The organism is Bosea vestrisii, from assembly GCF_030144325.1.
GTDB lineage: Bacteria > Pseudomonadota > Alphaproteobacteria > Rhizobiales > Beijerinckiaceae > Allobosea > Allobosea vestrisii_A.
In genome coordinates, this window is record NZ_CP126307.1 from 5631072 (window position 1) to 5657140 (window position 26069).

General features: G+C 66.8%; 26 protein-coding genes and 1 tRNA gene. 20 read left to right on the plus strand and 7 right to left on the minus strand.

The features are described 5' to 3' along the window. Window positions 1–19: 19 nt before the first annotated feature. From QO058_RS27825 to QO058_RS27860, 8 genes are all read left to right on the plus strand, one after another. Window positions 20–1882, plus strand: coding sequence for a TRAP transporter large permease (locus tag QO058_RS27825; RefSeq protein WP_284169454.1), 1863 nt, complete (start codon window positions 20–22; stop codon window positions 1880–1882). Next, window positions 1873–2856 (plus strand): TRAP transporter substrate-binding protein, encoded by a 984-nt coding sequence (locus QO058_RS27830; protein ID WP_284169455.1) that lies wholly within the window; start codon window positions 1873–1875, stop codon window positions 2854–2856. Before QO058_RS27825 ends, QO058_RS27830 begins: the two co-directional genes overlap by 10 nt. A gap of 50 nt (window positions 2857–2906) precedes the next feature. Further along, complete coding sequence (locus QO058_RS27835) at window positions 2907–3662, plus strand: SDR family oxidoreductase (protein ID WP_284169456.1); 756 nt, start codon at window positions 2907–2909, stop codon at window positions 3660–3662. A 112-nt stretch (window positions 3663–3774) separates the two neighbouring features. Beyond that, complete coding sequence (locus QO058_RS27840; protein WP_284169457.1) at window positions 3775–4053, plus strand: hypothetical protein; 279 nt, start codon at window positions 3775–3777, stop codon at window positions 4051–4053. Between the two features lie 22 nt (window positions 4054–4075). Continuing rightward, complete coding sequence (gene speB / locus QO058_RS27845) at window positions 4076–5032, plus strand: agmatinase (RefSeq protein ID WP_284169458.1); 957 nt, start codon at window positions 4076–4078, stop codon at window positions 5030–5032. Window positions 5033–5125: 93 nt separating this feature from the next. Next, the gene (locus QO058_RS27850; RefSeq protein WP_284169460.1) at window positions 5126–5641 is read left to right on the plus strand and encodes a P-loop nucleotide/nucleoside kinase family protein; all 516 of its coding nucleotides are present in this window, start codon (window positions 5126–5128) and stop codon (window positions 5639–5641) included. A gap of 204 nt (window positions 5642–5845) precedes the next feature. Further along, entirely contained in the window at window positions 5846–6778 is a 933-nt protein-coding gene (argC, locus tag QO058_RS27855) for an N-acetyl-gamma-glutamyl-phosphate reductase (protein WP_284169461.1), read from the plus strand. Between the two features lie 142 nt (window positions 6779–6920). Continuing rightward, window positions 6921–7136: a hypothetical protein gene (locus QO058_RS27860; RefSeq protein WP_284169462.1), complete on the plus strand. Its 216-nt coding sequence runs from the start codon at window positions 6921–6923 to the stop codon at window positions 7134–7136. Between the two features lie 70 nt (window positions 7137–7206). Here QO058_RS27860 and QO058_RS27865 read toward each other — a convergent pair whose 3' ends face one another. Then, window positions 7207–8055, minus strand: a complete 849-nt coding sequence (locus tag QO058_RS27865) for a fumarylacetoacetate hydrolase family protein (RefSeq protein WP_284169463.1) — start codon at window positions 8053–8055, stop codon at window positions 7207–7209. A gap of 463 nt (window positions 8056–8518) precedes the next feature. On the opposite strand from QO058_RS27865, the gene QO058_RS27870 reads away from it, so the two are divergent. Beyond that, window positions 8519–9838: an OmpP1/FadL family transporter gene (locus QO058_RS27870; protein ID WP_284169464.1), complete on the plus strand. Its 1320-nt coding sequence runs from the start codon at window positions 8519–8521 to the stop codon at window positions 9836–9838. A 135-nt stretch (window positions 9839–9973) separates the two neighbouring features. Here QO058_RS27870 and QO058_RS27875 read toward each other — a convergent pair whose 3' ends face one another. Continuing rightward, a complete protein-coding gene (locus QO058_RS27875; RefSeq protein WP_432211990.1) occupies window positions 9974–11608 on the minus strand; it encodes a PHA/PHB synthase family protein in 1635 nt (544 codons plus the stop codon). A 418-nt stretch (window positions 11609–12026) separates the two neighbouring features. On the opposite strand from QO058_RS27875, the gene QO058_RS27880 reads away from it, so the two are divergent. From QO058_RS27880 to QO058_RS27895, 4 genes are all read left to right on the plus strand, one after another. Continuing rightward, the gene (locus QO058_RS27880) at window positions 12027–12290 is read left to right on the plus strand and encodes a hypothetical protein (RefSeq protein ID WP_284169465.1); all 264 of its coding nucleotides are present in this window, start codon (window positions 12027–12029) and stop codon (window positions 12288–12290) included. 80 nt (window positions 12291–12370) lie between these two features. Further along, on the plus strand, window positions 12371–12997 hold the full coding sequence (locus QO058_RS27885) for a glutathione S-transferase family protein (protein ID WP_284169466.1): 627 nt from the start codon (window positions 12371–12373) through the stop codon (window positions 12995–12997). Window positions 12998–13147: 150 nt separating this feature from the next. Beyond that, complete coding sequence (locus tag QO058_RS27890) at window positions 13148–14368, plus strand: LL-diaminopimelate aminotransferase (RefSeq protein WP_284169467.1); 1221 nt, start codon at window positions 13148–13150, stop codon at window positions 14366–14368. A gap of 143 nt (window positions 14369–14511) precedes the next feature. Next, window positions 14512–14943 (plus strand): hypothetical protein, encoded by a 432-nt coding sequence (locus QO058_RS27895; RefSeq protein WP_284169468.1) that lies wholly within the window; start codon window positions 14512–14514, stop codon window positions 14941–14943. Window positions 14944–14956: 13 nt separating this feature from the next. Here the strand turns inward: QO058_RS27895 and QO058_RS27900 are convergent, their stop codons facing one another. Continuing rightward, entirely contained in the window at window positions 14957–15304 is a 348-nt protein-coding gene (locus QO058_RS27900) for a VOC family protein (protein WP_284169470.1), read from the minus strand. Between the two features lie 109 nt (window positions 15305–15413). On the opposite strand from QO058_RS27900, the gene QO058_RS27905 reads away from it, so the two are divergent. Together QO058_RS27905 and glpX are read left to right on the plus strand one after the other, a co-directional pair. After that, window positions 15414–16754, plus strand: a complete 1341-nt coding sequence (locus QO058_RS27905) for a homoserine dehydrogenase (RefSeq protein WP_284173046.1) — start codon at window positions 15414–15416, stop codon at window positions 16752–16754. Window positions 16755–16850: 96 nt separating this feature from the next. After that, window positions 16851–17849, plus strand: a complete 999-nt coding sequence (gene glpX, locus QO058_RS27910; protein ID WP_284169471.1) for a class II fructose-bisphosphatase — start codon at window positions 16851–16853, stop codon at window positions 17847–17849. Window positions 17850–17877: 28 nt separating this feature from the next. Here glpX and QO058_RS27915 read toward each other — a convergent pair whose 3' ends face one another. Then, window positions 17878–18567, minus strand: coding sequence for a TetR/AcrR family transcriptional regulator (locus QO058_RS27915; protein ID WP_284169472.1), 690 nt, complete (start codon window positions 18565–18567; stop codon window positions 17878–17880). Between the two features lie 138 nt (window positions 18568–18705). On the opposite strand from QO058_RS27915, the gene QO058_RS27920 reads away from it, so the two are divergent. From QO058_RS27920 to QO058_RS27930, 3 genes are read left to right on the plus strand one after another with little or no spacing between them, the layout of a single operon-like run. Further along, window positions 18706–19725, plus strand: coding sequence for an efflux RND transporter periplasmic adaptor subunit (locus QO058_RS27920; RefSeq protein WP_432211991.1), 1020 nt, complete (start codon window positions 18706–18708; stop codon window positions 19723–19725). A 3-nt stretch (window positions 19726–19728) separates the two neighbouring features. Then, window positions 19729–20976 (plus strand): ABC transporter permease, encoded by a 1248-nt coding sequence (locus QO058_RS27925; protein WP_284169473.1) that lies wholly within the window; start codon window positions 19729–19731, stop codon window positions 20974–20976. After that, window positions 20973–21650, plus strand: a complete 678-nt coding sequence (locus tag QO058_RS27930; RefSeq protein ID WP_284169474.1) for an ABC transporter ATP-binding protein — start codon at window positions 20973–20975, stop codon at window positions 21648–21650. Before QO058_RS27925 ends, QO058_RS27930 begins: the two co-directional genes overlap by 4 nt. A 15-nt stretch (window positions 21651–21665) precedes the next feature. On the opposite strand, the gene QO058_RS27935 is transcribed toward QO058_RS27930, so the two are convergent. Both QO058_RS27935 and QO058_RS27940 read right to left on the minus strand, forming a co-directional pair. Next, window positions 21666–22376: an RlmE family RNA methyltransferase gene (locus QO058_RS27935; RefSeq protein WP_284169475.1), complete on the minus strand. Its 711-nt coding sequence runs from the start codon at window positions 22374–22376 to the stop codon at window positions 21666–21668. After that, complete coding sequence (locus QO058_RS27940; RefSeq protein ID WP_284169476.1) at window positions 22373–23473, minus strand: Ppx/GppA phosphatase family protein; 1101 nt, start codon at window positions 23471–23473, stop codon at window positions 22373–22375. The genes QO058_RS27935 and QO058_RS27940 overlap by 4 nt, the downstream gene beginning before the upstream one ends. Window positions 23474–23702: 229 nt before the next feature. Here QO058_RS27940 and glpK point away from each other — a divergent pair, with 229 nt between their 5' ends. Both glpK and QO058_RS27950 read left to right on the plus strand, forming a co-directional pair. Further along, on the plus strand, window positions 23703–25205 hold the full coding sequence (glpK, locus tag QO058_RS27945) for a glycerol kinase GlpK (protein WP_284169477.1): 1503 nt from the start codon (window positions 23703–23705) through the stop codon (window positions 25203–25205). Window positions 25206–25375: 170 nt separating this feature from the next. Then, window positions 25376–25449: transfer RNA gene (locus QO058_RS27950), tRNA-Gln, on the plus strand. Window positions 25450–25546: 97 nt separating this feature from the next. Here QO058_RS27950 and QO058_RS27955 read toward each other — a convergent pair. Next, window positions 25547–25858 (minus strand): hypothetical protein, encoded by a 312-nt coding sequence (locus QO058_RS27955; protein WP_284169478.1) that lies wholly within the window; start codon window positions 25856–25858, stop codon window positions 25547–25549. Between the last annotated feature and the right edge of the window lie 211 nt (window positions 25859–26069).

A 26069-nucleotide genomic window follows, 5' to 3' on the forward strand; every position in this document is an offset into this window, starting at 1 on the left:
TGCGGAGCAGGGCGCTGCCATGATCGCTGCGCCGACCCAGCCATCCGCTCGCCTCATCGGCGGACGCGTGCTCGCCGTGCTCGTGGCGGGTCTCGAATGGCTCGGCGCGGCAATCCTCGCTCTGCTTTTCCTCGTGGTGATGGCCGCGGTCACGCGGCGCTATCTGCTCGGCGGCGGGCTGGTCTGGTCGGACGAGCTCGCGATCTGGCTCAATGTCGCGCTGGTGGCGGTCGGCGCACCGCTGGCGGCGACCAGTGCGCTCGCCATGCGGCTCGATGTCGTCGCGAACCTCTTGCCGCCGAAGGGACGACGCCTTGCCTCCATCCTGGCCGAGGCGATCGCCATTCATGGCTCGCTGGTTCTGGCCCTCGGCGGCACCAGCGTCGCTGCAATGGTTGGCGGCACTTCGACCGTGCTTGGCCTGCCCGAGAGCCTGCGCTTCGCCGTCTTCGCCATCGGCGGCGGGCTGACGCTCGTCGTCGTGCTCTGGCGCGCAGCGCTGAACCTGTCCTGGCCCGCGGCGCTCGCGGCACTGCTGCTCGGCGCCGGCTTCTACGCCCTGGCGCAGAGCGCGACGGGGCTCTTCGTCGAAACGCCGAGCCTCGTCGCGGGGCTCGCCGCCGCAGCAGGGCTTCTGCTCGGCGCGCCGCTGCCTTTTGCGCTGCTGGCCGGCGTCTCGCTCTCGGGTGCGTTCGGCGGCCTGTTGCCGGAGCCGGCCATCGTCCAGAACACGGTGGCGGGCGTCTCGAAATTCCTGCTGCTGGCGATCCCGTTCTTCCTGCTCGCCGGCGAATTGCTGACCGCGGGCGGTCTCGCCGAGCGGCTGGTGCGCTTCGCCGCGGCGCTGGTCGGGCATTTTCGGGCCGGGCTGGCGCAGACCGCTTTAGTCGCCAGTGTCTTGTTCTCCGGCGCCTCCGGCTCCTCGGTCGCCAACGCCGCCTTCGGCGCCAAGGTGGTGGCGCCGGCGCTGGTGGCGCGCGGCTATCCACCGGCCAATGCCACCGCGATCGTCGCCGGCGTCTCGATGCTCGACAACATCATCCCGCCCTCGATCGCCTTCCTGATTCTGGCGGCGGCGACCAATCTCTCGGTCGGGTCGCTGCTGGTCGGCGGCTTCGTGGCGGGGGCGGTGCTGACTTTGGCGCTCGCCATCGGCATCCATCTCAGTGTCCGCGGCGTGGTCGATTCTGCGCCGCGCGCCAACGGGACCGAGAGGGCGCGGGCTTTCGTCGGCGCGCTGCCGGCGATCGGCCTCGGCATCGTCGTGGTGGTCGGTATCCGCTTTGGCGTGGTCACCGTAACGGAAGCTTCTGCGCTCGCCGTCGCCTATGCGCTCGTCGCCTGCTTGCTCTTGCGCAGCCTGAACGCCGGCACCGTGCTGGCGTCCTTGCGCAAGGCGGCGGGGGAGGCGGCGGCGGTCGGCCTCCTGATCGGCGCCTCCGCACCCTTCGCCTTCCTGCTCGCCGTCGACCGCGTCTCCGAGCAGATGGCCGGGCTGGTCACCGCGCTGGGCGGCGGGCCGCTGGCGGTGATGCTGCTCTCCAACCTCGTCCTGCTCGTCGCCGGCCTCTTCCTCGATATCGGCGCGGCAATCCTGCTGCTCGCACCCTTGTTGCTGCCGGCCGCCATCGCCGCCGGGCTCGATCCGATCCAGTTCGGCGTCGTCCTCGTCGTCAACCTGATGATCCACGGCCTGACGCCGCCGCTCGGCATCCTCGTCTATGTCGCGAGCGGCATCATGCGGATATCGCCGGCCGCGGTGTTCCGGGCCGTACTGCCCTTGCTGGCGAGCCTGCTCGTCGCGCTCTTCATCCTCTGCCTTGCGGTGGCGGCCTGGCCGTCGCTACCTGTTTCCTTCAAGGAGCTGTTCCGATGGTTTTGACCCGCCGCGCCTTCGCCGTTGCCACGATCGCCGCGCCAGCCGTTCTCACGAGCCGCGCGGTCGCCGCCGGCCGGCCGGTCACGATCGCCTCGCTGCTCGGCGAGGACAAGCCCGAGACGAAGATCTGGCGCCGCGTCACGGAGAAGCTGGCGCAGAGCGCGCCCGGCCGTTTCGACCTGCGCGTCGTGCCCAATGCCGCGCTCGGCGGCGAGAAGGAGGTCGCCGAGGGCCTGCGGCTCGGTTCGGTCCAGGCCACGCTGTTCACCATCTCGGCGCTCTCCTCATGGGTGCCGGACGGACAGCTTCTCGATCTGCCCTTCCTGTTCCGCGATCGCGCGCATCTGAAGCGCGTGCTCGCCGGGCCGCTCGGCGAGGAGCTCAAGCGCAAATATGAGGCGCAGGGCTTCGTCGTGCTCGGCTTCGTCAATTACGGCGCCCGCCATCTCCTCGCCAAGGAGCCCCTGACCACGCCTGCCAGCGTCAAGGGCAAGCGCATCCGCGTCATCCAGAGCCCGCTGCATACCGAGCTCTGGTCAGGCCTGGGCGCCTACCCGACGCCGATCCCAATCCCCGAGACCTATAACGCGCTGAAGACCGGCGTGGTCGACTGCATGGACCTGACCAAGTCGGCCTATGTCGGCTTCAAGCTGCATGAGGTCGTGCCCTATCTGATCGAGACCGGCCATATCTGGGCTGCCGGCGTGGTAGCGGTCTCTGCCAGCTTCTGGAAGGGCCTCTCGGCCGAGGACAAGGCGGCGTTCGCGGCTGCGGCTGCCGAGGGAGCAGGGTATTTCGACGAGCTCATCATCGCCGACGAGGACGCCTCGATGGCCAAGGCGAAGGCCGAGGGCGGCAAGGTCGTGCAGCCGGAGGACCGGCCCGGCTGGGAGGCCGGTGCGCGCAAGGTCTGGGCCTCCTTCGCGCCGAAGCTCGGCGGACTCGAGAAGATCGAGGCGATCGCTAGCAGCGCCTGAGGCTTTGCTGCCATCCAACTTCGCATTGATCTCAGAGGAGCGCCGTCCTTATGTCCGAACGTCCCGTCCTTCTCGTCACCGGCGGCAGCCGTGGCATCGGTGCTGCGATCTGCCGTTTCGCCGCCGAGCGTGGCTATGACGTCGCCGTCAACTACCAGGGCAATGCGCAGGCGGCGGCCGATGTCGTCGCGGCCTGTGGCCGGGTAGGGGCCAAGGCGGTCGCGATCCAGGGCGACATGGCGAACCTTGCCGATATCGCGCGCGTCTTCGCCGAGGCGAAGGCGGCGCTGGGGCCGCTGACCGCGGTCGTCAACAACGCCGCCATCACCGGCAAGAGCAGCCCGCTCGCCAAGTCCGATCCGCAGGTCATCCGCGCCTGCATCGATCTCAACGTCACCGGCGCGATCCTGGTGGCGCGCGAGGCGGCCCAGGCCCTGCTCGCCAATGAGGGCGCGAAGAACCGCGCGATCGTCAACATCTCCTCGATCGCGGCCGGTCTCGGCTCGCCCAATGAATATGTCTGGTATGCGGCCTCGAAGGCAGCGGTCGATTCCATGACCATAGGCCTGGCGATCGAGCTCGCCCCGGCCGGCATCCGCGTCAATGCGGTGGCGCCGGGCATGACGCAGACCGACATCCATGCGCTCTCGACCGGCGATGCCGGCCGTGTCGACCGCATCGCGCCGACGATCCCACTGAAGCGCGTCGCCGAGCCGGAGGAGATCGCCGAAGCGGTGCTGTTCGCCCTGTCCGAGGCGGCGTCCTACATGGTCGGCTCGATCATCCGGGTCGGCGGCGGCCGCTGAGACCCGGCGGGCGTTCGAACGACAGAATCGGCTGCGAGAACAGCCGCAGACGGCTGGAGCCGCAGCCCGTCCGTGCTAAATCGGCTGCCAGCCTGTTCAACCGGAAGCCGCCATGCGCGTCCTGCTCATCCTGATCGCCTTCGGCATGGTCGCGGTACCGGCGCTGCTGGCACTGGCGCGCAGCGACCTGCCGCGCGGCCGGCGCATCGTCAACGCGCTGATCGTCTTCCTGGCGCCGGCCTTCGCGCTCGGCTTCATCCATGGCGTGCCGGAGCTCGACGGCAGGGCGCTGCAATATCCTGTCGCCTGGACGACGCTGAGGCTGGTCCTGACCGGGCTCGCTCTGATCCTGCCCTGGTGCCTCTATGTCTGGCTGAACGGCCGGCGCTGACCTCCTGACGGACTTTTTCAAGATGACCGAACCTGCCCAGATCCCGCCGATCGACTACGCCTTCACCGGCGACCGCAAGGGCCCGGCGCATGACCCGACCTATGCCGGCGCGCTCTCCTTCATGCGCCGCCGCTACAGCAAGGACGTCGCCGGCTGCGATGCCGTGGTCTGGGGCGTGCCCTTCGACCTCGCCGTCTCGAACCGGCCCGGCACCCGTTTCGGGCCGCAGGCGTTGCGCCGCGTCAGCACGATCTTCGACGGCGACGCACAATATCCCTCGCGGATCGACCCGTTCGAGACGCTTGCCGTGGTCGACTATGGCGACTGCCTGCTGCCGCGCAGCGACCTGCAGGGTTGCGCCCGGGCGATCGAGAGCGAAGCTGCCGCGATCATCGCGAGCGGCGCCCAGCTCGTCACGCTCGGCGGCGACCATTTCATCACCCTGCCGCTGCTGCGCGCCCATGTCGCCCGCCACGGCAAGCTCGCCATCGTCCAGTTCGATGCGCATCAGGACACCTGGGATGACGGCGTCGGCGCGATCAGCCACGGCACCTTCGTGCTCGAGGCCGTGCGCGAGGGGCTGATCGATACCGAGCGCTCGATCCAGATCGGCATCCGCACCGTCGCGCCGCGCGATTGCGGCATCACCGTGATCGACGCCTATCAGGCGCATGCACTCGGCGTCGACGGCATCGCGGCCCGGATCAAGCAGCGGGTCGGGCAGGGGCCGGCCTATCTCACCTTCGACATCGACGCGCTCGATCCGGCCTTCGCGCCCGGCACCGGCACACCGGTCGCCGGCGGCTTCTCTTCGGCAGAATCGTTGCGGATGGTCTGGGCGATCCGCGATCTCGATTTCCGCGGCATGGACATCGTCGAGGTCTCCCCACCCTATGATCATGCCGACGCGACCGCGATCGCCGGCGCCGCGGTGGCGCAGCACTACCTCCAGGCGCTGGCGCTTAAGAAGGCGGGTTGAATCGCTTTGCGAGGCGCTTGAATCTCCGCGGCAGGTGAGCCCGCCAAGCGCTTCGAAATGCGGGTTAAATCAACCAGACAACCGGAGGCATACGTGCTGATCGTTTTCAGTGGACTCCCCGGTAGCGGCAAGACGACCCTTGCTCGCAAACTCGCGGCAGGACGGTCAGCGACCTATCTGCGCATCGACAGCATCGAGCATGCGTTGCGCAAGGCTTTGACGGGCAACGACATCGGTGCGGCGGGCTATGACGCAGCTCTTGCGATCGCAGGCGGAAACCTGTCGCTTGGCATCACTGTCGTGGCCGATTGCGTAAACCCGGTCGCCGAGAGCAGGGCGGCCTGGCGCGATGTGGCCAGCGCCTCGGCTGTGCCGCATCTCGACATCGAGGTCGTCTGCTCCGACAAGGCCGAGCATCGCCGCAGGGTCGAGCAGCGACAGTCCGATATTACGGGATTTACCCTTCCGGACTGGGCCGCGGTCGAGGCACATGTCTATCAGCCCTGGACGGGTGACCGACTGGTCGTCGACACAGCTGTTCTTTCGATCGAGGACGCATTGCGCCTGATCGAAACTCGCCTGACATCGCTGGCGCGCAGCGCGGATTGACAGCGACCCGAGCACGGAACATATACGGGACCATGATCACAAACCCGACCCGACGTCGCAGTGAACAGGCCGCCCTGGCGCGCCCGCGATGACGCTCGGCTTGTAGTCCGAACGCCCGCGACCGCGCCCCGAGCGCGGTTTTTTTATGCCTGAAGCCGGCCAAGTAATTCCCACAGCCTCCACCAGACGCCTTGCGAGGGTCCGATGAGCCAGAACCTGAAATCCATCTTCATCGACGGCGAAGCCGGCACGACAGGGCTTGGCATCCGCGAGCGCCTGGCCGATGTGTCGGAGGTCGTGGTCAAGAGCATCGACCCGGACAAGCGCAAGGATCCGGCCGCCCGCAAGGCGATGATGGCGGGCGTCGACCTCGTCGTGCTCTGCCTGCCCGACGATGCGGCCAAGGAATCGGTTGCGCTCGCCGATGAGCTCGGTACGGGCGCGCCGAAGATCGTCGACGCCTCGACCGCCCATCGCGTCGCGCCGGACTGGGTCTATGGCTTCGCCGAGCTCGAGCCGGGCTTCGCCAGGAGGGTCGCCAACGCCAACCGCGTCTCCAACCCGGGCTGCTATCCGACCGGCGGCATCGCGCTGCTGCGCCCGCTCGTCGATGCCGGGCTGCTGCCGGCCGACCATCCGGTCACCGTCAACGCGGTCTCGGGGTATTCCGGCGGTGGCAAGAGCATGATCGAGGCCTATGAGGCCGGTACCGCGCCTGATTTCGAGCTCTACGGCCTTGGCCTCAAGCACAAGCATCTGCCCGAGCTGCAAGTCTATTCGCGGCTGGAGCGGCGGCCGATCTTCGTGCCGTCGGTCGGCAATTTCCGGCAAGGCATGCTGGTCTGCGTGCCGCTGCATCTCGATACACTGCCCGGCAAGCCCAAGCCCGCCGATCTCGAGGCGGCGCTGGCGGAGCGCTATGCCGGCTCGACCTATGTCAGCGTTCTGTCGGCGGATGCGGGCGGCAAGCTCGAGCCGGAGGCGCTCAACGACACGAACAAGCTCGAATTGCGCGTCTTCGGCAATGCCGATCTTGGCCAGGCCGTGCTCGTCGCCCGGCTCGACAATCTCGGCAAGGGTGCATCCGGCGCGGCCGTCCAGAACATCCGCCTGATGCTCGGCCTCCCCGAAAGTTGACAGCCGTTCACATCGCGAACCTCAAAGCGCACCGACCCCTCAATCCGTGACGAAACAGCGGCTGCACCCCCCAAATGGGGGATGCAGCCGCTCATGCTCGAGACCATAGCTGAGGTTGGCGGCTGAGGGCGGGGGCGATTCGATGCCAGGATTCGACACATTGGGAGTGCGTCTGGCTCGCAGTCGGCGCCGGCTGGAGCGCGAGCGCGCCACTGTCGCGATGACGATCGTGCGAGAAGGCCTGGAAGGCGCCGAGCAAGGCGATATCGAGACCCAGGCCGCCGAATCCGAGATGAAGCTGCCGATGTCGGCACAGGTGATCGCGTTCCCGCGCTCCAACAGGCTCCTCCGAGACTAAAGCGGTCTTGCTTCTGCAAGATTGCGTGCGCTGCCGGGGGTGGTCGAACGACCCCGGCAGCGCTTTTTCGTCAGCCCGCGTAGGGCTTGAACAGCTGCTTCTGCGTGCCCAGCCCCTCGATGCCGAGGGCTACCGTCTCACCGCCCTTGAGGAAGCGCGGCGGCTTGAAGCCGAGCCCGACGCCGGGCGGCGTTCCAGTGGTGATGACGTCGCCCGGATCGAGCTGCATGAACTGGCTGATATAGTGCACGAGATAGGCGGCACCGAAGATCATCGTCTTGGTCGAGCCGTTCTGGACACGCTCGCCGTCGACCTCGAGCCACATCGCCAGGTTCTGCACGTCCGAGATCTCGTCCGGCGTCACCAGCCAGGGGCCTAGCGGGCCGAAGGTCGGGCAGCCTTTGCCCTTGGCCCATTGGCCGCCGCGCTCTGTCTGGAACTCGCGCTCCGAGACGTCGTTGCAAACGCAGAAGCCGGCGATCGCCGCCATCGCGTTCGCTTCGTCGATATAGGAGCCGCCGTCCCCGATCACGATGGCGAGCTCGACTTCCCAGTCGGTCTTCTTCGAGTTCTTCGGGATGATGACGTCGTCATTGGGGCCGACGATGCAGTTCGGCGCCTTGTTGAACAGGATCGGCTCGGCCGGGATCGCCGCGCCAGTCTCGGCAGCGTGATCTGCAAAGTTGAGGCCGACGGCGATGAAATTGCGGACATCGCCGACGCAGGCGCCGATGCGCGGCGCGCCCTCGACCAGCGGCAGTGATTCGGGGGACAGCGCCTTGAGCTTGGCGAGCGAGGCCGACTTCAATCCCGCGCCAGCGATGTCGGACACATGGGCCGACAGGTCGCGGAGCTTGCCGGCGGCGTCGACAAGGCCGGGCTTCTCCTGGCCGAGTGCGCCGTAACGAACCAGTTTCACGTCGTTTCCCCCTTTTTCAAACGTTTAAAACACAATGTGAGACAAGACCTGAGGTCGCGGCGATCCTGTGCGGACTGCCGCCATGATGCAAGCCCGCCGGTACGCATGCCATGCCTGCGGGAGCACCCGGAGTTGTGGCGCTTATGCAACGGTCTTTGGTAAACCGCCCCATCGCTTCACGCCGGTGGATAAGCCTATGTTGCGGTGCACAATAGCAAAATCCACGATAGTTCGTATGTAAACCATATTTTCCGTCGTCGCCTCGCGGCGGGACACGCAAAACGTGCCGATTTTGGACGGTTTTGCTGATGCTGCCGCGACCGATGGGGCGAGCGTGGCGATTTGGAGGCGATCTGGGCGGGATTGCGGCGGAAACAGGCAGGCGGCATGGTGTGGACAGATTCCGCGGCGTGATTTGCCGCAGCCGTCACAACAAGAACCTCAGCCCGGGGAAGACGCCGCGATGAAGAGCCTCCTGAAATTCTCTGCCGCCGCCACTGTCTCGCTTGCGGCGCTGCTGGCTGCCGGCGCGGCTTCTGCGAGCTCCTTCGCGATCCGCTCGGGCCAGAGTGCCGAGGGTCTCGGCATGGCTTATGCCGGCGCGGCTTCGGGCGGCATCGGCATGGGCTCGATGGCCTGGAACCCGGCGACGATCACCATGTTCCCCGGTCGTAACAGCAATTGGAACTTCACCTATATCAATGCCAATGCGAGCTATGATCCGACCTCGGTGACCCGGCTCGGTGCGCCCAACGGACCGGCGAGCCCTTTGCAGAACGGCACCGGCAACATCGGCGGCAACGGCGCTTTCGTCCCCGCTTCCGCCTCGGCCTGGCAGCTCACCGACCGCTTCTGGATCGGCCTGTCCACCGGCGCGCCCTACGGGCTGCGCTCGAAGCCGGACAATCAGGCGCATGCCGCGCAGGTCTATGGCCGCTCCGCCAAGGTCGCGACGATCAACGTCTCGCCGACCATCGGTTATCAGGTCAACGACTGGCTCTCGGTTGGCGCTGCCGTGCAGATCCAGTGGCTGAACGCCGCCTTGAAGACCGCATCCGGCGTCGCCCCGACCGCCGCGCCTGTCATCATCGAGGGTGACACGATCGATTTCGGCTATCGCTTCGGTATCAACCTGACGCCGTTCAAGGGCACCAATATCGGCATCGCCTATCGCTCTGCGGTGCGTCAGACGCTGGAGGGTACCTTCCGCACGCCGCTCGGCGTCGTTCCGGTCAAGGCGAACCTGAACCTGCCCGACTCTGTCGTGTTCGGCCTCTCGCAGGAGATCAACGAGCAATGGCAGGTCCATGCCGGCGTCGAGTGGACCAACTGGAGCCGCTTCCGCAATATCCCGGTCGTCAGCCAGCTCAATGGCGTGCCGGTCACCAGCCTGAATTTCCAGTATGACGACGCCTGGTTCTTCTCGGTCGGCGCCGAGTACAAGTATAATCGCGACCTGACCCTGCGCGCCGGTGTCGGTTACGAGCTGTCTGCAGTCAACGATCGCAACCGCACGGTCTTCATCTCGGACAATGACCGGCTCTGGCTCTCGGCCGGTGGCAGCTATCAGCTCACCGACAAGCTGAAGCTCGACCTCGGCTACACCTATATCCACGTGAAGAAGGCTTCCGTGAGCTACACCGGCGCCCATCCGCAGCAGCAGGCGGTGTTCTACACCGCCGAGGCCAAGCCCTATATCCACATCGTCTCGGCCGGCCTGACCTATCGTTGGGACGACCCGACGGAGACGATCCCGGTCCGCCCGGTCGTCCGCAAGAACTGATCCGCATCTCCGCCGACAACGAAAGAGCCGGCCTTCGGGCCGGCTCTTTTGCGTTGGGCCATGTCGCGTCAAGGCTGGCGCGGTGTCGCTGGACGCCGGAATGACGGCCGGCCAGCGACCGATATCCTTCGGTCGCTACGCCCTGATCTTCACATAGCTTCCCGGCGCGTCCTCCAGCGCGGGCAGGGCCCCGTCGCCGGGGATGCGCGGCTTGACGCGCTGGGGCGCCTGCTTCTCCAGCCAGGCGAGCCAATGCGGCCACCAGGAGCCCGGATGCTCCTGCGTCTTTTGCATCCAGTCATCGAAGTCACCTTCGGGCTTCGGGCCGGTCCAGAACTGATACTTGACCTTGTTCGGCGGGTTGACCACGCCGGCGATATGGCCCGAGCCGGCCATGACGTAGTCGACCGGGCCGCCGAAGCTCTGCGAGCCGAGGAAGACCGATTTCGCCGGCGCGATATGGTCTTCGCGGGCCGCGAGATTGTAGATCGGGATCTTCACCTTCTTGAGGTCGAGCAGCTTGCCGCCGAGGCGCATCTCGCCCTTGCTCAGCTTGTTCTCGAGATAGCAGTTGCGCAGGTAGAAGGAGTGGTTGGCGGCGGGCATCCGGGTCGAATCCGAGTTCCAGTAGAGCAGGTCGAAGGCCGTTGGAGCCTTGCCCTTCAAGTAGTTGTTGACGGCATAGGACCAGATCAGGTCGTTCGGACGCAGCATGTTGAAGGCGCCCGACATGCGCGCGCCGTCGAGATAGCCGCGCTCGGCCATCTGCTCCTCCACGGCGCGGACCTGCTCCTCGTCTACGAAGACCGCGAGCTCGCCGGCATGGGTGAAGTCGACCTGCGTGGTGAAGAAGGTCGCGCTGGCAATGCGCTTGTCCTTCACCGCGGCCATATAGGCGAGGGTGACGCCCAGCAGCGTTCCGCCAACGCAATAGCCGATCGTCGAAACCTGCTTCTCGCCAGTCACCTGCTCGACCGCCTCGAGCGCGGCGAAGATGCCCTCGCGCATATAACTCTCGAAATCCTTGAGCGCGTGGCGGTGATCCGGGTTGACCCAGGAGATGCAGAACACGGTCAGCCCCTGGCTGACACACCAGCGGATGAAGCTCTTCTCGGCGTTGAGGTCGAGGATGTAGAACTTGTTGATCCAGGGCGGCACGATCAGCAGCGGCTGCTTCAGGACCGTCTCGGTCGATGGCGCGTACTGGATCAGCTCGATAATGTCGTTGCGGTAGATGACCTTGCCCGGCGTGGTCGCGATGTTGACGCCGACCTGGAAAGCGCCGGCATCGGATTGCCGAATCTTGAGTTCGCCGCCACCGGCCTCGACATCCTCGGCCAGCATTTTCATGCCGCGCACCAGGTTCTCGCCGTTCTGCGCCATGGTTTCGCGCAGCAACTCGGGATTGGTCGCGACGAAATTGGAGGGGGAAAGGGCCCCAGCGATCTGCTTGACGTAGAATCGGGCCTTGTTGCGCGTATGCGGGTCCAGGTCCTCGGCCTGCTCGACCATGCCTTCGGCCCAGCGCGTGGTCAGAAGATAGGCTTGCTTGACGAAGTCGAAGACCGGGTGGGTATTCCATTCGGGATCGGCGAAGCGGGCGTCCCGCTTCTCAGGCGCGATCACCGGCTCGACCTGCTCGCCGCCTAGGCGCTTCAGCGTCGAACTCCACAGGTTGAGGAAGTCGCTGGTGAGCGCGCCTTGAGCCTCGATGATCTTCTGGGGATCGCTGATCCAGCGTTCGGCGACGCGGCCGAGCACCTTGACCATCTCGCTCGCCTCGTCGGCCTGGCCGGTCTTGGCCTCGCCTCGTTCGGATCGGTTTCAGATAGGCTGCCGTCACCTTGCCGGCCTGCTCGACCATCTTGCCCATGTTCTGCGCCATCGATTCGAAGTCGGGCACGGGCGGCAGGTCGGTGAACGGCGTTTCGGTTGCCTTGTGGCCGGCTTTGCCCTTCTCGTCAGCAGGCGGACACATGGCGACGCTCCCCTCGGTAGCCTTACGCAGGAGTTGCACTCCCCATTTTGGACCCATTAAGGACCTAACCGGTATGAGTGACAAAGAAATTTTGCGGAAGCAGGGCAATGGCTGACAGGCGGACAGAAATCTCGCTCAAAGCGGCCGGACTCGTCCTGCTCGTCGCAGCTGTGCTGGGCGGCTGCGGGGCCGCCTCGCGGCGTCGCCGAGATGACCGATTTCGCCACCACGCCGGGCGAGCCCAAGCCATTCGTCGTCGAGACCCGTCCGCAGGATCCGAAATACATCCCGATCGGCACCACCGTTTCGCGCCAGGCCAAGCGCAAGACCGTCGACGAATTCAAGAAGCTCGAAGCCGAGCTCGAAGCCAAGCGGACATCGAACGAGGCTGCCGGCTCGCAGGCGCAGACCCTCGGCAAGGTCCTGCCTCCGCCTGCACCGCCGCCTGCTCCACCGCCGCTGCCGAAAGAATGAGGGGACGGCTGCGCGCGAGGTGGCTTGCCTGATATCGGCCGGGCAGCTCCAATCGCGGTCCTCGCGCTGGGACCCCTGCAATGATCCTGATCGGCCAATATGATTCGCCCTTCGTGCGCCGCGTGGGCATTGCGCTGACGCTCTACGAACTGCCCTTCGAGCACCGGCCCTGGTCGGTCTTCGGCGACGGCGAGAGGATCACGCCGCTCAACCCGCTGGTCCGGGTGCCGACGCTCGCGCTCGATGACGGGCTCGTACTGGCCGAGAGCCATGCCATGCTCGACTACCTCGACAGCTTGGTTCCAGCCGAACGCGCCTTATTCCCTCGGCAGGAGCCGGCGCGCCATCGGGCGCTGCGCGTAGCCGCGCTGGCGATGGGGTTGGCCGAGAAGGCGGTCAGCCTGTTCTACGAGCTGCGACTGCACGATCAGGTCTCCGAGACCTGGGCCGGGCGCTGCCGCGGCCAGATCAAAGGTGTCCTCGCTGCCCTGGAGCGGGAACGAGCCGAGCGCGCCGGCGATTGGTGGTTCGACGACCGTATCGGCCACGCCGATATCGCGCTCGCCTGCGCCTTGCGCTTCGCCAGCGACGCGCACGCCGATCTTGTCGTCCTGAGCGATTATCCCGCCCTGGCGGCGCACTCTGCCCGTTGCGAGGCGCTCGATGTCTTCCAGGCGATCAGCCAGCCCTTCATTCCGCCGGCCTGAAACGTCACGCAGCGGCGACACCGGAATGCTTTCGATGAATCTTGCTTATTTTGCTCTGTCGGGGCGAAAGCTGCGGTGGTAAGGCATCGAAACGCAAGAATGTGATCGACCCCCCTGCGGGGAGGCGATCCGCAAGGACCTGTTGCCGAGATGACCGACTTTCACCGCATCAAACGCCTGCCGCCCTACGTTTTCGAACAGGTCAACAAGATCAAGGCAGCCGAACGCGCCAAGGGCGTCGACATCATCGATCTCGGCATGGGCAATCCCGATCTGCCGGCGCCCAAGCACGTCATCGAGAAGCTGGTCGAGACGGCCGGCAAGCCGCGCACCGACCGTTACTCCGCCTCCAAGGGCATTGCGGGGCTGCGCCGCGCCCAGGCCCACTACTATCAGCGCCGCTTCGGCGTGACGCTCAATCCTGACACGCAGGTGGTCGCTACGCTGGGCTCCAAGGAGGGCTTCGCCAATATGGCGCAGGCCATCACCGGCCCGGGTGATGTCGTGCTCGTGCCCAATCCGAGCTATCCGATCCACGCCTTCGGCTTCCTGATGGCGGGCGGCGTGATCCGTTCCGTGCCGGCCGAGCCGACCCCGGCCTTCTTCCCGGCGCTGGAGCGGGCGATGGCGCATTCAGTGCCGAAGCCGATCGCGCTGGTCACCTGCTATCCGGCGAACCCGACAGCCTATACCGCTTCGCTCGATTTCTATCGCGACCTCGTCGCCTTCGCGAAGCGGCACGAGCTGATTCTGCTCTCCGATCTCGCTTATGCCGAGGTCTATTTCGACGAGAACGATCCGCCACCTTCGATGCTGCAGGTGCAGGGCGCGATCGACGTCGCCGTCGAGTTCACCTCGATGTCGAAGACCTTTTCCATGGCCGGCTGGCGCATGGGCTTCGCCGTCGGCAACGAGAGGCTGCTGGCGGCGCTGGCGCGGGTGAAGTCCTATCTCGACTACGGCGCCTATACGCCGATCCAGGTCGCGGCGGCGGCGGCACTGAACGGCCCGGAGGACTGCATCCGCGAGATGCGCGAGATTTATCGCAAGCGCCGCGACGCGCTGGTTGAAAGCTTCGGCAAGGCCGGCTGGGAGTTTCCGGCGCCGCAGGCCTCGATGTTCGCCTGGGTGCCGATCCCGGAGAAATTCCGCCATCTCGGCTCGCTGGAGTTCTCCAAGCTGCTGATCGAGAAGGCCGAGGTCGCGGTCGCGCCGGGCATCGGCTTCGGCGAGCATGGCGACGATTACGTCCGCATCGCCATCGTCGAGAACGAGCAGCGCATCCGTCAGGCGGCGCGCAATGTCGGGCGCTTCCTGAAGAGCGCCGACCAGACCCTGCACAACGTCATCCAGATGCCGAAGGCAGGGTAGGGGACGGCGGCTGTCATTCCGGGCTCGCTGCTCAGCAGCGCCCCGGAAAGACGGCCTATGGTGTTGCGCGCTGGCACTGGACCGAGCCGTCAAAACATGGGAACGCAGGCGGCGGGGCGGATAGCTGGGACGAAGAGTGCGCCATGGTCTCTAAGGGCCGGTTGATCGGGATCGTTTTCGGCCTGTTCGCGCTGGTCTGCCTGTTCGCGACCTATGATTTTTCGCGCGGCCGCAGCGCAGACACCGATTCGTCCCTGATCGCCGAGGTGCTGACCGCGACGCGAGCCCGCGAATGCGGCCGCGACGCCACCGAGATCGTGACGAAGTATTTCCCGAACGGCATGAGCCGCGCCGAAGCGGAGCAACTCCTGGCGCAGACCGTGATCCGGGCGCCGAAGCCCTGGTTCTGGAAGCCTATCGACGAGAATTCCACTTTGGCAGACGGCGACAGCGTCGAGGCGCTGCGCACCATCAAGATCACCGCCTTCGGCAACCAGCTGCTGCGCCTCTATCTCGGCTTCGAGGACGGCAAGGTCCACAAGCTCGCCGCCGAGGTCGTCTGCCGTTTCGAGTGAACGGCGCGAACCGTCACTTCTCGATGACGCAGAAGCGGTTTCCGTCCGGATCTTCCAGCACGATGTAGTCGGCGCCCTCCGGATAGCGCCACTCGGCCCGTTTCGCACCGATGCCGAGAAGTCGCTCGACCTCGGCTTTCCGGTCGCTGGCATAGAGGTCGAGATGGTGGCGCTGATGATCCCGCGCCTGGGATGAGACCTGCGTGATCGCCAGTTGCACGCCGGTGCCTTCGCGCGGCACCAGGATCGCCCAGTCGGGTGAGGGCGGCCGTAGCGGCTTGTAGGCGAGCGCTTCCGTCCAGAATGCGATCGCGCGCGGCACGTCGCGCACGCCCCAGACGATCGAGCCGACCTTGAGCATTTCGGGTACCTCCTGTTGAACGCTCAATCCGGCCTGATGGCACAGGTTCCATCCACCCCTTCGCCGTTGACTCCCCCGCGCGCCTCATGCGACCCCGCCGACCATGACCATGCACGCTGCTCCCTCCGAGATCAGGCCCCTGCGCGTCGGCATCGCCGGCCTGGGCACAGTCGGCGCGGCGGTCGCCGGCATTCTGAAACGCCAGGAGAACGCGCTCGCGGCGCGTTGCGGCCGGCCGATCCGGGTGACGGCGGTCTCGGCGCGTGATCGCAATCGCGACCGCGGCATCGATCTCTCCGGCTTCGCCTGGTTCGACGATCCGGTCGCGCTCGCCGCTTCTCCTGATATCGACTGCCTGGTCGAATTGATCGGCGGCTCGGACGGGCCAGCTAAAAAAGCGGTCGAGACCGCGCTCTCCGCCGGCAAGCACGTCGTCACCGCCAACAAGGCGTTGCTTGCCGCTCATGGTGTTGCGCTCGCCGAGCTCGCCGAGAGCAACGGCGCGGCACTCGCCTTCGAGGCCTCCTCGGCCGGCGGCATCCCAGTGGTGAAGACGCTGCGCGAGGCGCTCTCGGGCAATAATGTCAGCCGGCTCTACGGCATCCTCAACGGCACCTGCAATTACATCCTCTCGCGCATGGAGCTCGAAGGGCTGACCTTCGAGGCCTGTCTGAAGGACGCCCAGCGCCTCGGCTATGCCGAGGCCGACCCGACCTTCGACGTCGAGGGCTTCGACACCGCGCATAAGCTCGCCATCCTGACCAGCCTCGCCTTCGGTACGAGGATCGACGCCGAAGCGATTCATGTCGAAGGCATTTCCTCGATCACGCCGCTCGACCTGAAGATGGCCGACGAGCTCGGCTACCGGATCAAGCTCCTCGGCGTCGCCGAGCGGACCAAGACCGGCATCGAGCAGCGCGTGCACCCGACCATGGTGCCGAAGTCGTCGGCGATCGCGCAGGTGATGGGTGTGACCAATGCGGTGACCATCGATGCCGACGCGGTGCGCGAGATCACCCTGGTCGGCCCCGGTGCCGGTGGCGGGCCGACCGCTTCTGCCGTGATCGCCGACATCGCCGACGTCGCCCGTGGCACTGCCGGCCAGCCCTTCGGCATGCCGGTCTCCAGGCTCGAGCAGCCGACGCGGGCGCCGATGCAGCGTCATGAGGGCGGCTACTATATCCGCCTCGCCGTCGCCGATCGTCCTGGCGCTGCCGCCGCAATCGCGACCCGCATGGCCGAGGCCGACATCTCGCTCGAAAGCATCGTCCAGCGCCGTTCCGAGATCGCCGCCCAGCGCGATCCCGGCGGGCGCTCCGGCGCGCCGGTCCCGGTCGTGCTGATCACCTATGCCACCAGCGAGCGGGCGATCCGCGCCGCGCTGGAGAAGGTCAGCGCCGACGGCCACATCGCAGAAGCGCCGCAAGTCATCCGTATCGAGCGGGAATGAGGTGAATGGTGCGGTCGGCCACGGCTTCGCCATATCCTCGTCAACCCGCATGCTATTTGCCTCGGCCATCCGCTAACCGCGTTTAGGGAGTCCCCCATGTCCGTCGATCTCCGCATCTCGCCCGACCAGATCATCGAGCGCTATCTCTCGATGGAGCTGGTGCGCGTCACCGAGCGTGCCGCCGTTGCCGCCGCCCGCCTGCGCGGCCATGGCGACGAGAAGGCGGCCGACCAGGCCGCGGTCGATGCGATGCGGCGCGAGCTCAACCGCCTGCCGATCGACGGCGAGATCGTCATCGGCGAGGGCGAGCGCGACGAGGCGCCGATGCTCTATATCGGCGAGAAGGTCGGCAACAAGCAGGGCCCCAAGGTCCACATCGCCGTCGACCCGCTCGAGGGTACGACGCTCTGCGCCAAGGACATGCCGGGCTCGATCGCGGTGATGGCGATGGCCGGCGCCGGCCAGCTGCTCTACGCCCCCGACGTCTACATGAACAAGATCGCGATCGGCCCGGGCTATCCGACCGGCATCGTCGATCTCGACGCCTCCGCCGCCGACAACATCAACGCGCTGGCCAGGGCCAAGGGTGTCAAGCCGCACGAGATCAACACGCTGATCATGGATCGGCCGCGCCATGAGAAGCTCATTGCGGAAGTCCGCAAGACCGGCGCCTCGATCCGCCTGATCACCGATGGCGACGTCGCCGGCGTGATCTTCTGCACCGAGCCTGAGAAGACCGGCATCGACCTTTATCTCGGCATCGGCGGCGCGCCCGAGGGTGTTCTCGCTGCCGCGGCGCTGCGCTGCGTCGGCGGCCAGATGCAGGGCCGCCTGATCCTCGACACTGAGGAGAAGCGGGCTCGCGCCGCGACCATGGGCGTCAAGGATCCGAACCACAAATACGACATGGCCGAGATGGCCTCGGGCGACGTCATCGTCTGCGCCACCGGCGTCACCGATGGCGGCATGCTCTCGGGCGTGCGCTTTGGGCCGGAGGTGATCGAGACCGAGACGATTGTCTATCGCTCGATTACCGGCACCGTTCGCCGCATCTATGGTGAGCACCGCGAGCTCTCGAAGTTCCAGCTCGACTGACCCGAGGCACTGCCTGCCGACGGCGCGCTCAGCGCGCCGTCATCACGGCGCGGGTGAAGCCCGGCTCGACGATTGTCAGGCTGCCATCGGGCAGGCCGAGGATACGGTCCATCGCGATGCCCTGGAACTGGAAGCGCTGATCCAGCGCCTTGATCGCAGCGTCTTCCTCGGCGGTTCCCATCGCGTTGATCGTCCGTGCGACGGCGTCGTGGGTGCTGGCGTTGAGATGCAGGAGGATCTCCGCCGCAGCCTCGGGGTCAGGCACAGTGAAGGCACCTTCGGCCTTGCCCTGCGCGATAATCCCGGTCAGGACCGGCCGCATGACCGCGATCGAGGCGGCATTGATCCGGTGGTAGAGCATAAGATTCTCCGGCCGGAAGACCACGTCGAAGGCGGCCCTGAACTTCGGCGCATCGGCCAGCTTCATGCTCCGTGAGCGCGCCATGAAGCCGTTCAGCCGCTCCAGTGCGCTGAGCGCGGGATCATCGAGGATATCCCGGACGCGCGCGACTGCGTCCTGCGACAGGCGGGCGGTGATCCCTTCCAGCAAGTCCTCCTTGGCCGTGAAGTGGTGGTAGAAGCCGCCCTTCGAGATGCCGATCTGCGCGATGACGTCGTTGACCGTCGTCCGCTCGTAGCCGCGCTCGAAGAACAGCGCCTGCGCACCGTCGAGGATCTCGTTCCTGCGATCATCCGCGGACTTTACGATACGGGGCATGCAACGGGCTTTCCCTTGACGACCGACCGTCGGTCTGTAAAATGACCGACGGTCGGTCTTTCGCGATTGTGCGCGTAAGACGCAGCCGGCGCAACGCTTCAGGGCCCCTGATCGTCCAGGGCCGAGCACGCCGGCGCGATGGCTCCTATGGAGGATGCCGTGAAGTTCGCTCGCAGTCTGCTTGCCGTCACGGCCGTGATGGTTGCCGCTGGTGCCTATTGGTCGCTGTCGAAGCCAATCACGGTCGCGACCGTCTCGCCAAAGCGCGGCGACGCGGCGGAGGTCGTCTATGCCACCGGCACGGTCGAACCGCGCACTTGGGCAAAGGTCGCGGCGCTGGTGCGCGAGCGCGTTATCGAGCGCTGCGATTGCGAAGGGCAGCGCGTGCAGCAGGGGCATGTTCTCGCCCGGCTCGACAGCGCCCAGGCCGAAGCGGCGCTCGCCGAGCTCAAGGCGCGTCAGAAGCTCGCCACCGCCGAGCATGACCGGCTCGCGGTCCTTGTCGAGCGCAATGTGATGAGCCTGCAGGCGCTCGACCGGGCCCGTAGCGAGATGGGTCAGGCCTCGGCGTTGATCGCCGGTCAGAGCGCGCGCCTGGAGAACTATGTGCTGCGCGCGCCGATGGCGGGCACCGTGCTGCGCCGTGACGGTGAGGTCGGCGAGATCGCCGAGCCCGGCACCGTGCTGTTCTGGATCGGCGAGGCGAAGCCATTGCGCGTCGTCGCCGAGGTCAACGAAGAGGATATCCCGCAGGTCAAGCCGGGCCATCGCGTCCTGATCCGGGCCGACGCCTTTCCGGGGCGGACGCTGGAGGGAACCGTCGACAGCATCACGCCGAAGGGCGACCCGATCGCCAAGACTTACCGTGTCTATCTCGCTCTGCCGAACGATACCCCGCTGCTCATCGGCATGACGGTCGAGCTCAACATCATCGTACGGATGGCACAGAGCGCGCTCCTGCTGCCAGTCGGTGCGGTGCAGGGCAATGCCGTCTTCGTCGTCGAAGGCGATCGCGCCCGCCGCCACGAGTTGGTGATCGGCATTCGCGGCACGGGCGATGTCGAGATTCTCTCCGGCCTGCCGGAGGCGGCGCGCGTGATCGCGCCCTATCCCGAGAAGCTCGGCGACGGCGCCCGCGTCGCGCCGCAGGGCAGGTGAGCCGTGCGGCTGATCCTCGCACTGGCGCTGACGCATATCCGCGGCCGCGGCCGGCAGACGCTGGTCGCGATCATCGGCGTCGCGCTTGGCGTCGGCTTCTCGATCGCCATGGCGGCGCTGATGCAGGGCGGCGAGGATGATTTCGTCGCACGGCTGGTCGACACCATGCCGCATGTCGACATCACCGACGAACATCGCACGGCCCGCCGCCAGCCGGTGCAGGACGCGTTCGCAGCGGCCCGGATCGCCGGCCTGCGCCCGAAGGACGACCGACGCGGCATCCTCAACCCCACCGAGGCGGCGGCCATGCTACGCGCCTGGGTGCCGGGTAGACTGGCGCTCAGCCTCAAGACGCAAGGGGTGGTGCGCTATTCCGGGCGGGATGTCGGCATCGCCATCATCGGCATCGAGCCGCAGGCCGAGATGCGCGTCTCCGCGCTGGTCAAGGATTTCCGCCAGGGCAGCTTCACCTCGCTGATTGCCGGCGGCAACAACATCGTCGTCGGCGACCGGCTGGCGCAGCGCCTCGGCGCCGAGCTCGGCACCACCGTTACCGTGGTCTCCGCGACCGGCCAGAGCCGCGCCTTCAAGATCGTCGGCCTGTTCCATACCGGCACCACCGCCCGCGACGAGGGCGAGGGCTATGTCCTGCTCAAGCACGCCCAGATCCTGAGCGAGCGCCCGAATGCGATCAACGAGATCAGGCTGAAGCTCGACGATCCCAACGCCGCGCCGCAGGTCGCGCGCCGTGCGGAAGCGCAGATCGGCTACAAGGCGGTCGCCTGGCAGGAGGCGAACGAGTCGCTGCTCGAGGCGCTCGTGATCCGTAATGTCATCATGTACACGGTCGTCGGCGCGATCCTGCTCGTCGCCGGCTTCGGCATCTTCAACATCATTTCGACGATCACCCATGAGAAGGCGCGCGACATCGCCATCCTGAAGTCGCTCGGTTTCACCGAGACCGATATGCGCCGCCTCTTCCTGCTCGAAGGGCTGGCGCTCGGCGCCGGCGGCTCGCTGGTCGGCTGGGTGGTCGGCCTCTCGCTCTGCTTTGCGCTCTCGCTCGTCCGCTTCGAATTGTCGGGCGCGAGCGTCGCGCAGGAGATCACCCGGCTGCCGCTGGCCTGGAGCATCTGGCACTACCTGATCGCTGCCGGCTTCGCACTGGTCTCGGCCGGGGTCGCCGGTTACCTGCCGGCAAGGCAGGCGGCGCGGCTCAACCCGGTCGACATCATCCGGGGCGCGACATGAGCGCGCTGATCGAGACCGCCCGGCTCACCCGCGTGCTGCCTGCCGCCGTGCCGGTGACTCTGGTCCAGGACATCACCCTGACCATCGGTGAGGGCGAGTTCGTCGCGATCACCGGTCCCTCCGGCTCGGGCAAGTCGTCGCTGCTCTATCTTCTCGGCCTGCTCGACCGGCCGACGGCCGGCACGCTCGCCATCTCGGGCATGGATACCGCCGGGCTCAGCGAGCGTGAGCGCGCCGAGATCAGGCTGGCGACGCTCGGCTTCGTCTTCCAGTTCCACTTCCTGCTGCCGGAGTTCACCGTCCGCGAGAATGTCGAGATCCCGATGCGCAGGCTCGGCCGGCTCGGGACTGCCGCCATGCGCGAGCGCTCGACCGAGCTTCTCGGCGCGCTCGGTCTCGCCGACCATCTCGACAAGCGGCCGGACCAGCTTTCGGGCGGCCAGCGCCAGCGCGTCGCGGTCGCCCGCGCGCTCGCCAACGACCCGCCGCTCATCCTCGCCGACGAGCCGACCGGCAGCCTCGACAGCAAGAACTCCGAGCAGGTCTTCGCCATTCTCGACGCGCTGGTGCGCGAGCGCGGCAAGACCGTTATCGCCGTGACCCACGATACCGACATGGCTGCGAGAGCGAGCCGGCGCATCCATCTGGTCGATGGCCGAGTGGCCGAGGTTTGAGGTGGGGCTTCTGCGTCAGTCTTCCGCGGCCGGCTCTGCCTTGCGGCGAAAGCCCGTGGCCAGCACATAGAGCTCGGAGGAATCGGCCCGACTTGCCCCAGGTTTGATGTTGCGGACCTGGGTGAAGTCGCGCTTCAGCTCCGCCAGCAGCCCGGCCGTGTCGCCGCCCTGGAACAGCTTGGCCAGGAAGAAGCCGCCCGGCGCCAGCACGTCATTGGCGAATTCGAGCGCCGCCTCGGCGAGGCCGATGATCCTGAGATGGTCGGTCTTCTTGTGGCCGGTGGTGTTGCCTGCCATGTCCGACATCACCCCATCGGCCTTGCCGCCGAGCTTCTCGGTCAGCAGGGCAGGGGCTTCCTCCGCCATGAAGTCGAGCTCGATCAGCTCGACATGCGGGATCGGATCGACCGGCAGGAGGTCGATCCCGACAATCCGGCCCTTGCCATTGTCGAGGCCGACCTTCGCCGCCGCAACCTGACACCAGCCGCCGGGCGCGCAGCCGAGATCGAGCAGCTTCTGGCCCGGTTTCAGGAATTTGTAGCGCTCGTCCATCTCGGCGAGCTTGAAGGCGGCGCGCGAGCGATAGCCCATCTCGCGTGCGCGTTTCACGTAGGGGTCGTTGAGCTGGCGCTCGAGCCAGAGCTGCGAGGAATGGCTGCGCTTGGCCGGCTTCTTGACCTTGATGCGCAGGTCGCGTGCGCCGCCGCCGGATTTTGTCGTTGTCATTGCCGCCTGCGCCACCAGGCGCGATCCTCGTGCATCATCCTGAGCAGAATGCCCTCGCGCAGGCCGCGATCGGCGATGCGCACCTTCGGGCTCGGGAAGGCCCGCCGGATCGCCTCGAAGATGGCGCAGCCGGCGAGTACCAGATCGGCCCGCTCGCGGCCGATGCAAGCATTGGCCTGGCGCTCGGCATAGTCCATCGCGACGAGTTCGTCGATGACGCTGAGGATATCCTCCTGGCGCATCCACAAACCGTCGACCTGGCGCCGGTCATAGCGCGGCAGGCGCAAATGGATGCCGGCGACGGTCGTCACCGTGCCGGAGGTGCCGAGCAGATGGAAATTGGGTGCGTCGCGTGCCGCTGCCGCCTTCTTTGCGAAGGGCGCCAGCGCTTCGCCGCAATCGGTGACCATGCGCTCGAACTTTTCGCGCCCGACCTCGATCCCGCCATAGCGTTCCGCCACCGAGACGACGCCGATCGGCAGCGAGGCCCATTCGCGGATGCGCGAGGCCGGATCGCGCCCAGCCTCGCGCCCGCCGAGCCAGACGATTTCGGTCGAGCCGCCGCCGATGTCGAAGACGATGACCGCGCCGGCTTCAGGCGCCGCCAGGGCAGCGCACCCGGTGACGGCGAGCGAGGCTTCCGTCCTCTGGTCGACGATCTCGAGCGCAAGCCGTGCCTCCTCGCCGACACGCCGGACGAAGTCGAGCCCGTTGGTCGCCGCCCGGCAGGCTTCGGTGGTGATCAGGCGTGCCCGCGTCACGCCGCGATGCTCCATCTTGCTCTTGCAGATCTTAAGAGCCTCGACGGCGCGGTCCATGGCGTCGTCGCAGAGCCGCCCGCTGGCGCCCAGCCCTTCGCCGAGCCGCACGATTCGCGAGAAGGCATCGACGACCCGGAAGCCGTGCTGGGCCGGCCGCGCGATTAGGAGGCGGCAGTTATTGGTGCCGAGATCGAGCGCGGCATAAGTCGTGGGATGAGGGCGCTGGTACGGCTCCGGAGCAAACCGAACGGCGTCCGGCGGCGCGGGCCGCTCGCCCGGTAGGGGGACCGCCGCCACGAGGGGGCGGTCGGAATCCTGGCGGTCTTCGACCGTCACTCGCTAACCCTTCGCCGGCCATGCCGCTTCGGCGGCTGCCGGGAGTCCAGCACAGGGCTGGAACGTTTCCATTCGTGAGCAGCGTAACAACAGCACACGCCGCCTGCCAAGCAGAACCTGTGGCGAAACTGCGGCGGGGCTCTCGCGCTTGCCTGTATCGGGCCTTCGCGGCAAAGCTCGATGCGAGCCGGCATTGCGAGCCAGGCAGCGATAGATCGGGAGAAACGGCATGGCGGCGCGGCGCATGATCCTGGCGATCGACCAGGGCACGACTTCCTCCCGCGCCATCCTGTTCGACGAGAATCTGCAACCGGTCGCCAGCGCCCAGCAGGAGTTTCCGCAGCATTATCCTTCCTCGGGCTGGGTCGAGCACGAGGCCGAGGATCTCTGGGAGAGCACGCTCGCGGTCTGCCGGCAGGCGTTGGCACGGGCTGAGGCACGGGCAGGAGAGGTCGCGGCGATCGGCATCACCAACCAGCGCGAGACGACCTTGGTCTGGGATCGCAGGACCGGCCAGGCGATTCACCGGGCCATCGTCTGGCAGGACCGGCGCACCGCCGAGCGCTGCGCCGCGTTGGAGGCGCAGGGCCACGGCAAGCTCGTCGCTGAGCGCACTGGCCTGCGTATCGACCCCTATTTCTCCGGCACCAAGATCGCCTGGATCCTCGACCAGGTGCCCGGCGCTCGCGAGCGTGCCCGGCGCGGCGAGCTCGCCTTCGGCACGGTCGACTGCTTCCTGCTCTGGCGCCTGACCGGTGGGCGCGTCCACGCCACCGACGCGACCAACGCCTCGCGCACCATGCTGTTCGACATTCACAAGGGGCAGTGGGATGAGGAATTGCTGGCGCTACTCGACATTCCCGCCGCGATGCTCCCTGAGGTGCGCGACTGCGCCGCACATTTCGGCGATAGCGAGCCCGGCTTGCTCGGGGGAGCGATCGCGATCCGAGGCATCGCCGGCGACCAACAGGCTGCGACCGTCGGCCAGGCCTGCTTTGAGCCCGGCATGCTGAAGTCGACCTATGGCACCGGCTGCTTCGCTTTGCTCAACACCGGCACCAAGGCCGTCGTCTCGCAGAACCGTCTGCTCTCGACCATCGCCTACCAGCTGAACGGCGTGCGCCATTACGCGCTGGAGGGCTCGATCTTCATCGCCGGCGCCGCGGTGCAATGGTTGCGGGATGGCCTCGGCATCATCGAGAAGGCCTCGGATAGCGGCCCGCTCGCGGCCAATGCCGATCCCGGCCAGCAGGTCTATCTGGTGCCGGCCTTCACCGGCCTCGGCGCGCCGCATTGGGACGCCAATGCCCGCGGCGCCATGTTCGGACTGACGCGTAACACCGGCCCGCGGGAATTTGCCCGCGCGGCGCTCGATTCGGTCTGCTTCCAGACGCTCGATTTGCTCGAGGCGATGCGTTCCGACTGGCCGGAAGCCGATGGCGCGCAGACCGTGCTCCGTGTCGATGGCGGCATGGTCGCCTCCGACTGGACGATGCAGCGCCTCGCCGACATCCTCGCTGCCCCGGTCGACCGGCCGCAGGTGCTTGAGACGACGGCGCTCGGCGCCGCCTATCTCGCCGGCCTCGATGCCGGCCTGCTGCCGGAGCCGGCCCAGTTCGCCGATCGCTGGCGGCTGGAACGGCGCTTCTCGCCGAGCCTCGCCGAGGAAACGCGCCGCAACCATGTCGCGGGCTGGCGCGACGCGGTCAGGCGCACGCTCAGCTCCGGTTGAAGCGTTCTTGCGCGTGAATGCCACTGCCGCATGGCGTCGGCGCTCGTTTCGGGCGGACATGCAAGGCGCTGTGACCGCCTAGCATGTCGAAATCGTCACAGAAGGCTTGCAACCGCGCGTGAGGTTGTTTAGACCGCGCCCATCCGACGCGTCGCACCAAACGCGCCCGTTGGGGGATCGTCTAACGGTAGGACCCCAGACTCTGACTCTGGTTGTCTAGGTTCGAATCCTAGTCCCCCAGCCACTTCCCCAAGTGGTTGATTTAAAGAGAAATCTTATAGTTGCCAGCGGGCCGGCAGCGGTTTCGCGGCCCGAACAGTGCTACGCGCCATCCGCCGCCGTCAGTCTCGATGCAGCTTCCCCAGATTGCCGGGCAAGCCGGAGAAGGGCAGATCGTCCTCCGTGAGCAGCGCTCCGCTGCGATCCGGTTCGCGCTCGTCCGGTCGAGATGCTGCGGCGAGCATGGCGACGGCGGCCGAGGCGATCTCCGCCGGTGGCGGCATCTCCTGCTGAAGGTGCCATTCCACGAAGTCGCGGCTCTTGCCGGAATGCGCGGCCAACTCGGCCACCCAGTCATGTCCGGGAAACTGCTTGGCCATCTTGAGCGCCAGCTCCTGGCCGGTTCCGGCTGACTCGTTCTGTCTCATCGTCATTGCCCCGCCTCCTGATTTGAGGCCAACCTCTCCTGCTGCCGGGAGTTCCATTGCGCGATCCGACAATCCTCTGGGCGGCTGGCGCGCCGGCGCGGTCAAGCACTACCGCTGGTGGCGCGGGAAGGAACTCGCGTCCGTGATCCCGCACATCATCGTCGCGCTCGGGCGATCGCCGTCTTGGCCGTGTCGGGCAACGCTCTGGCTCCCGCTG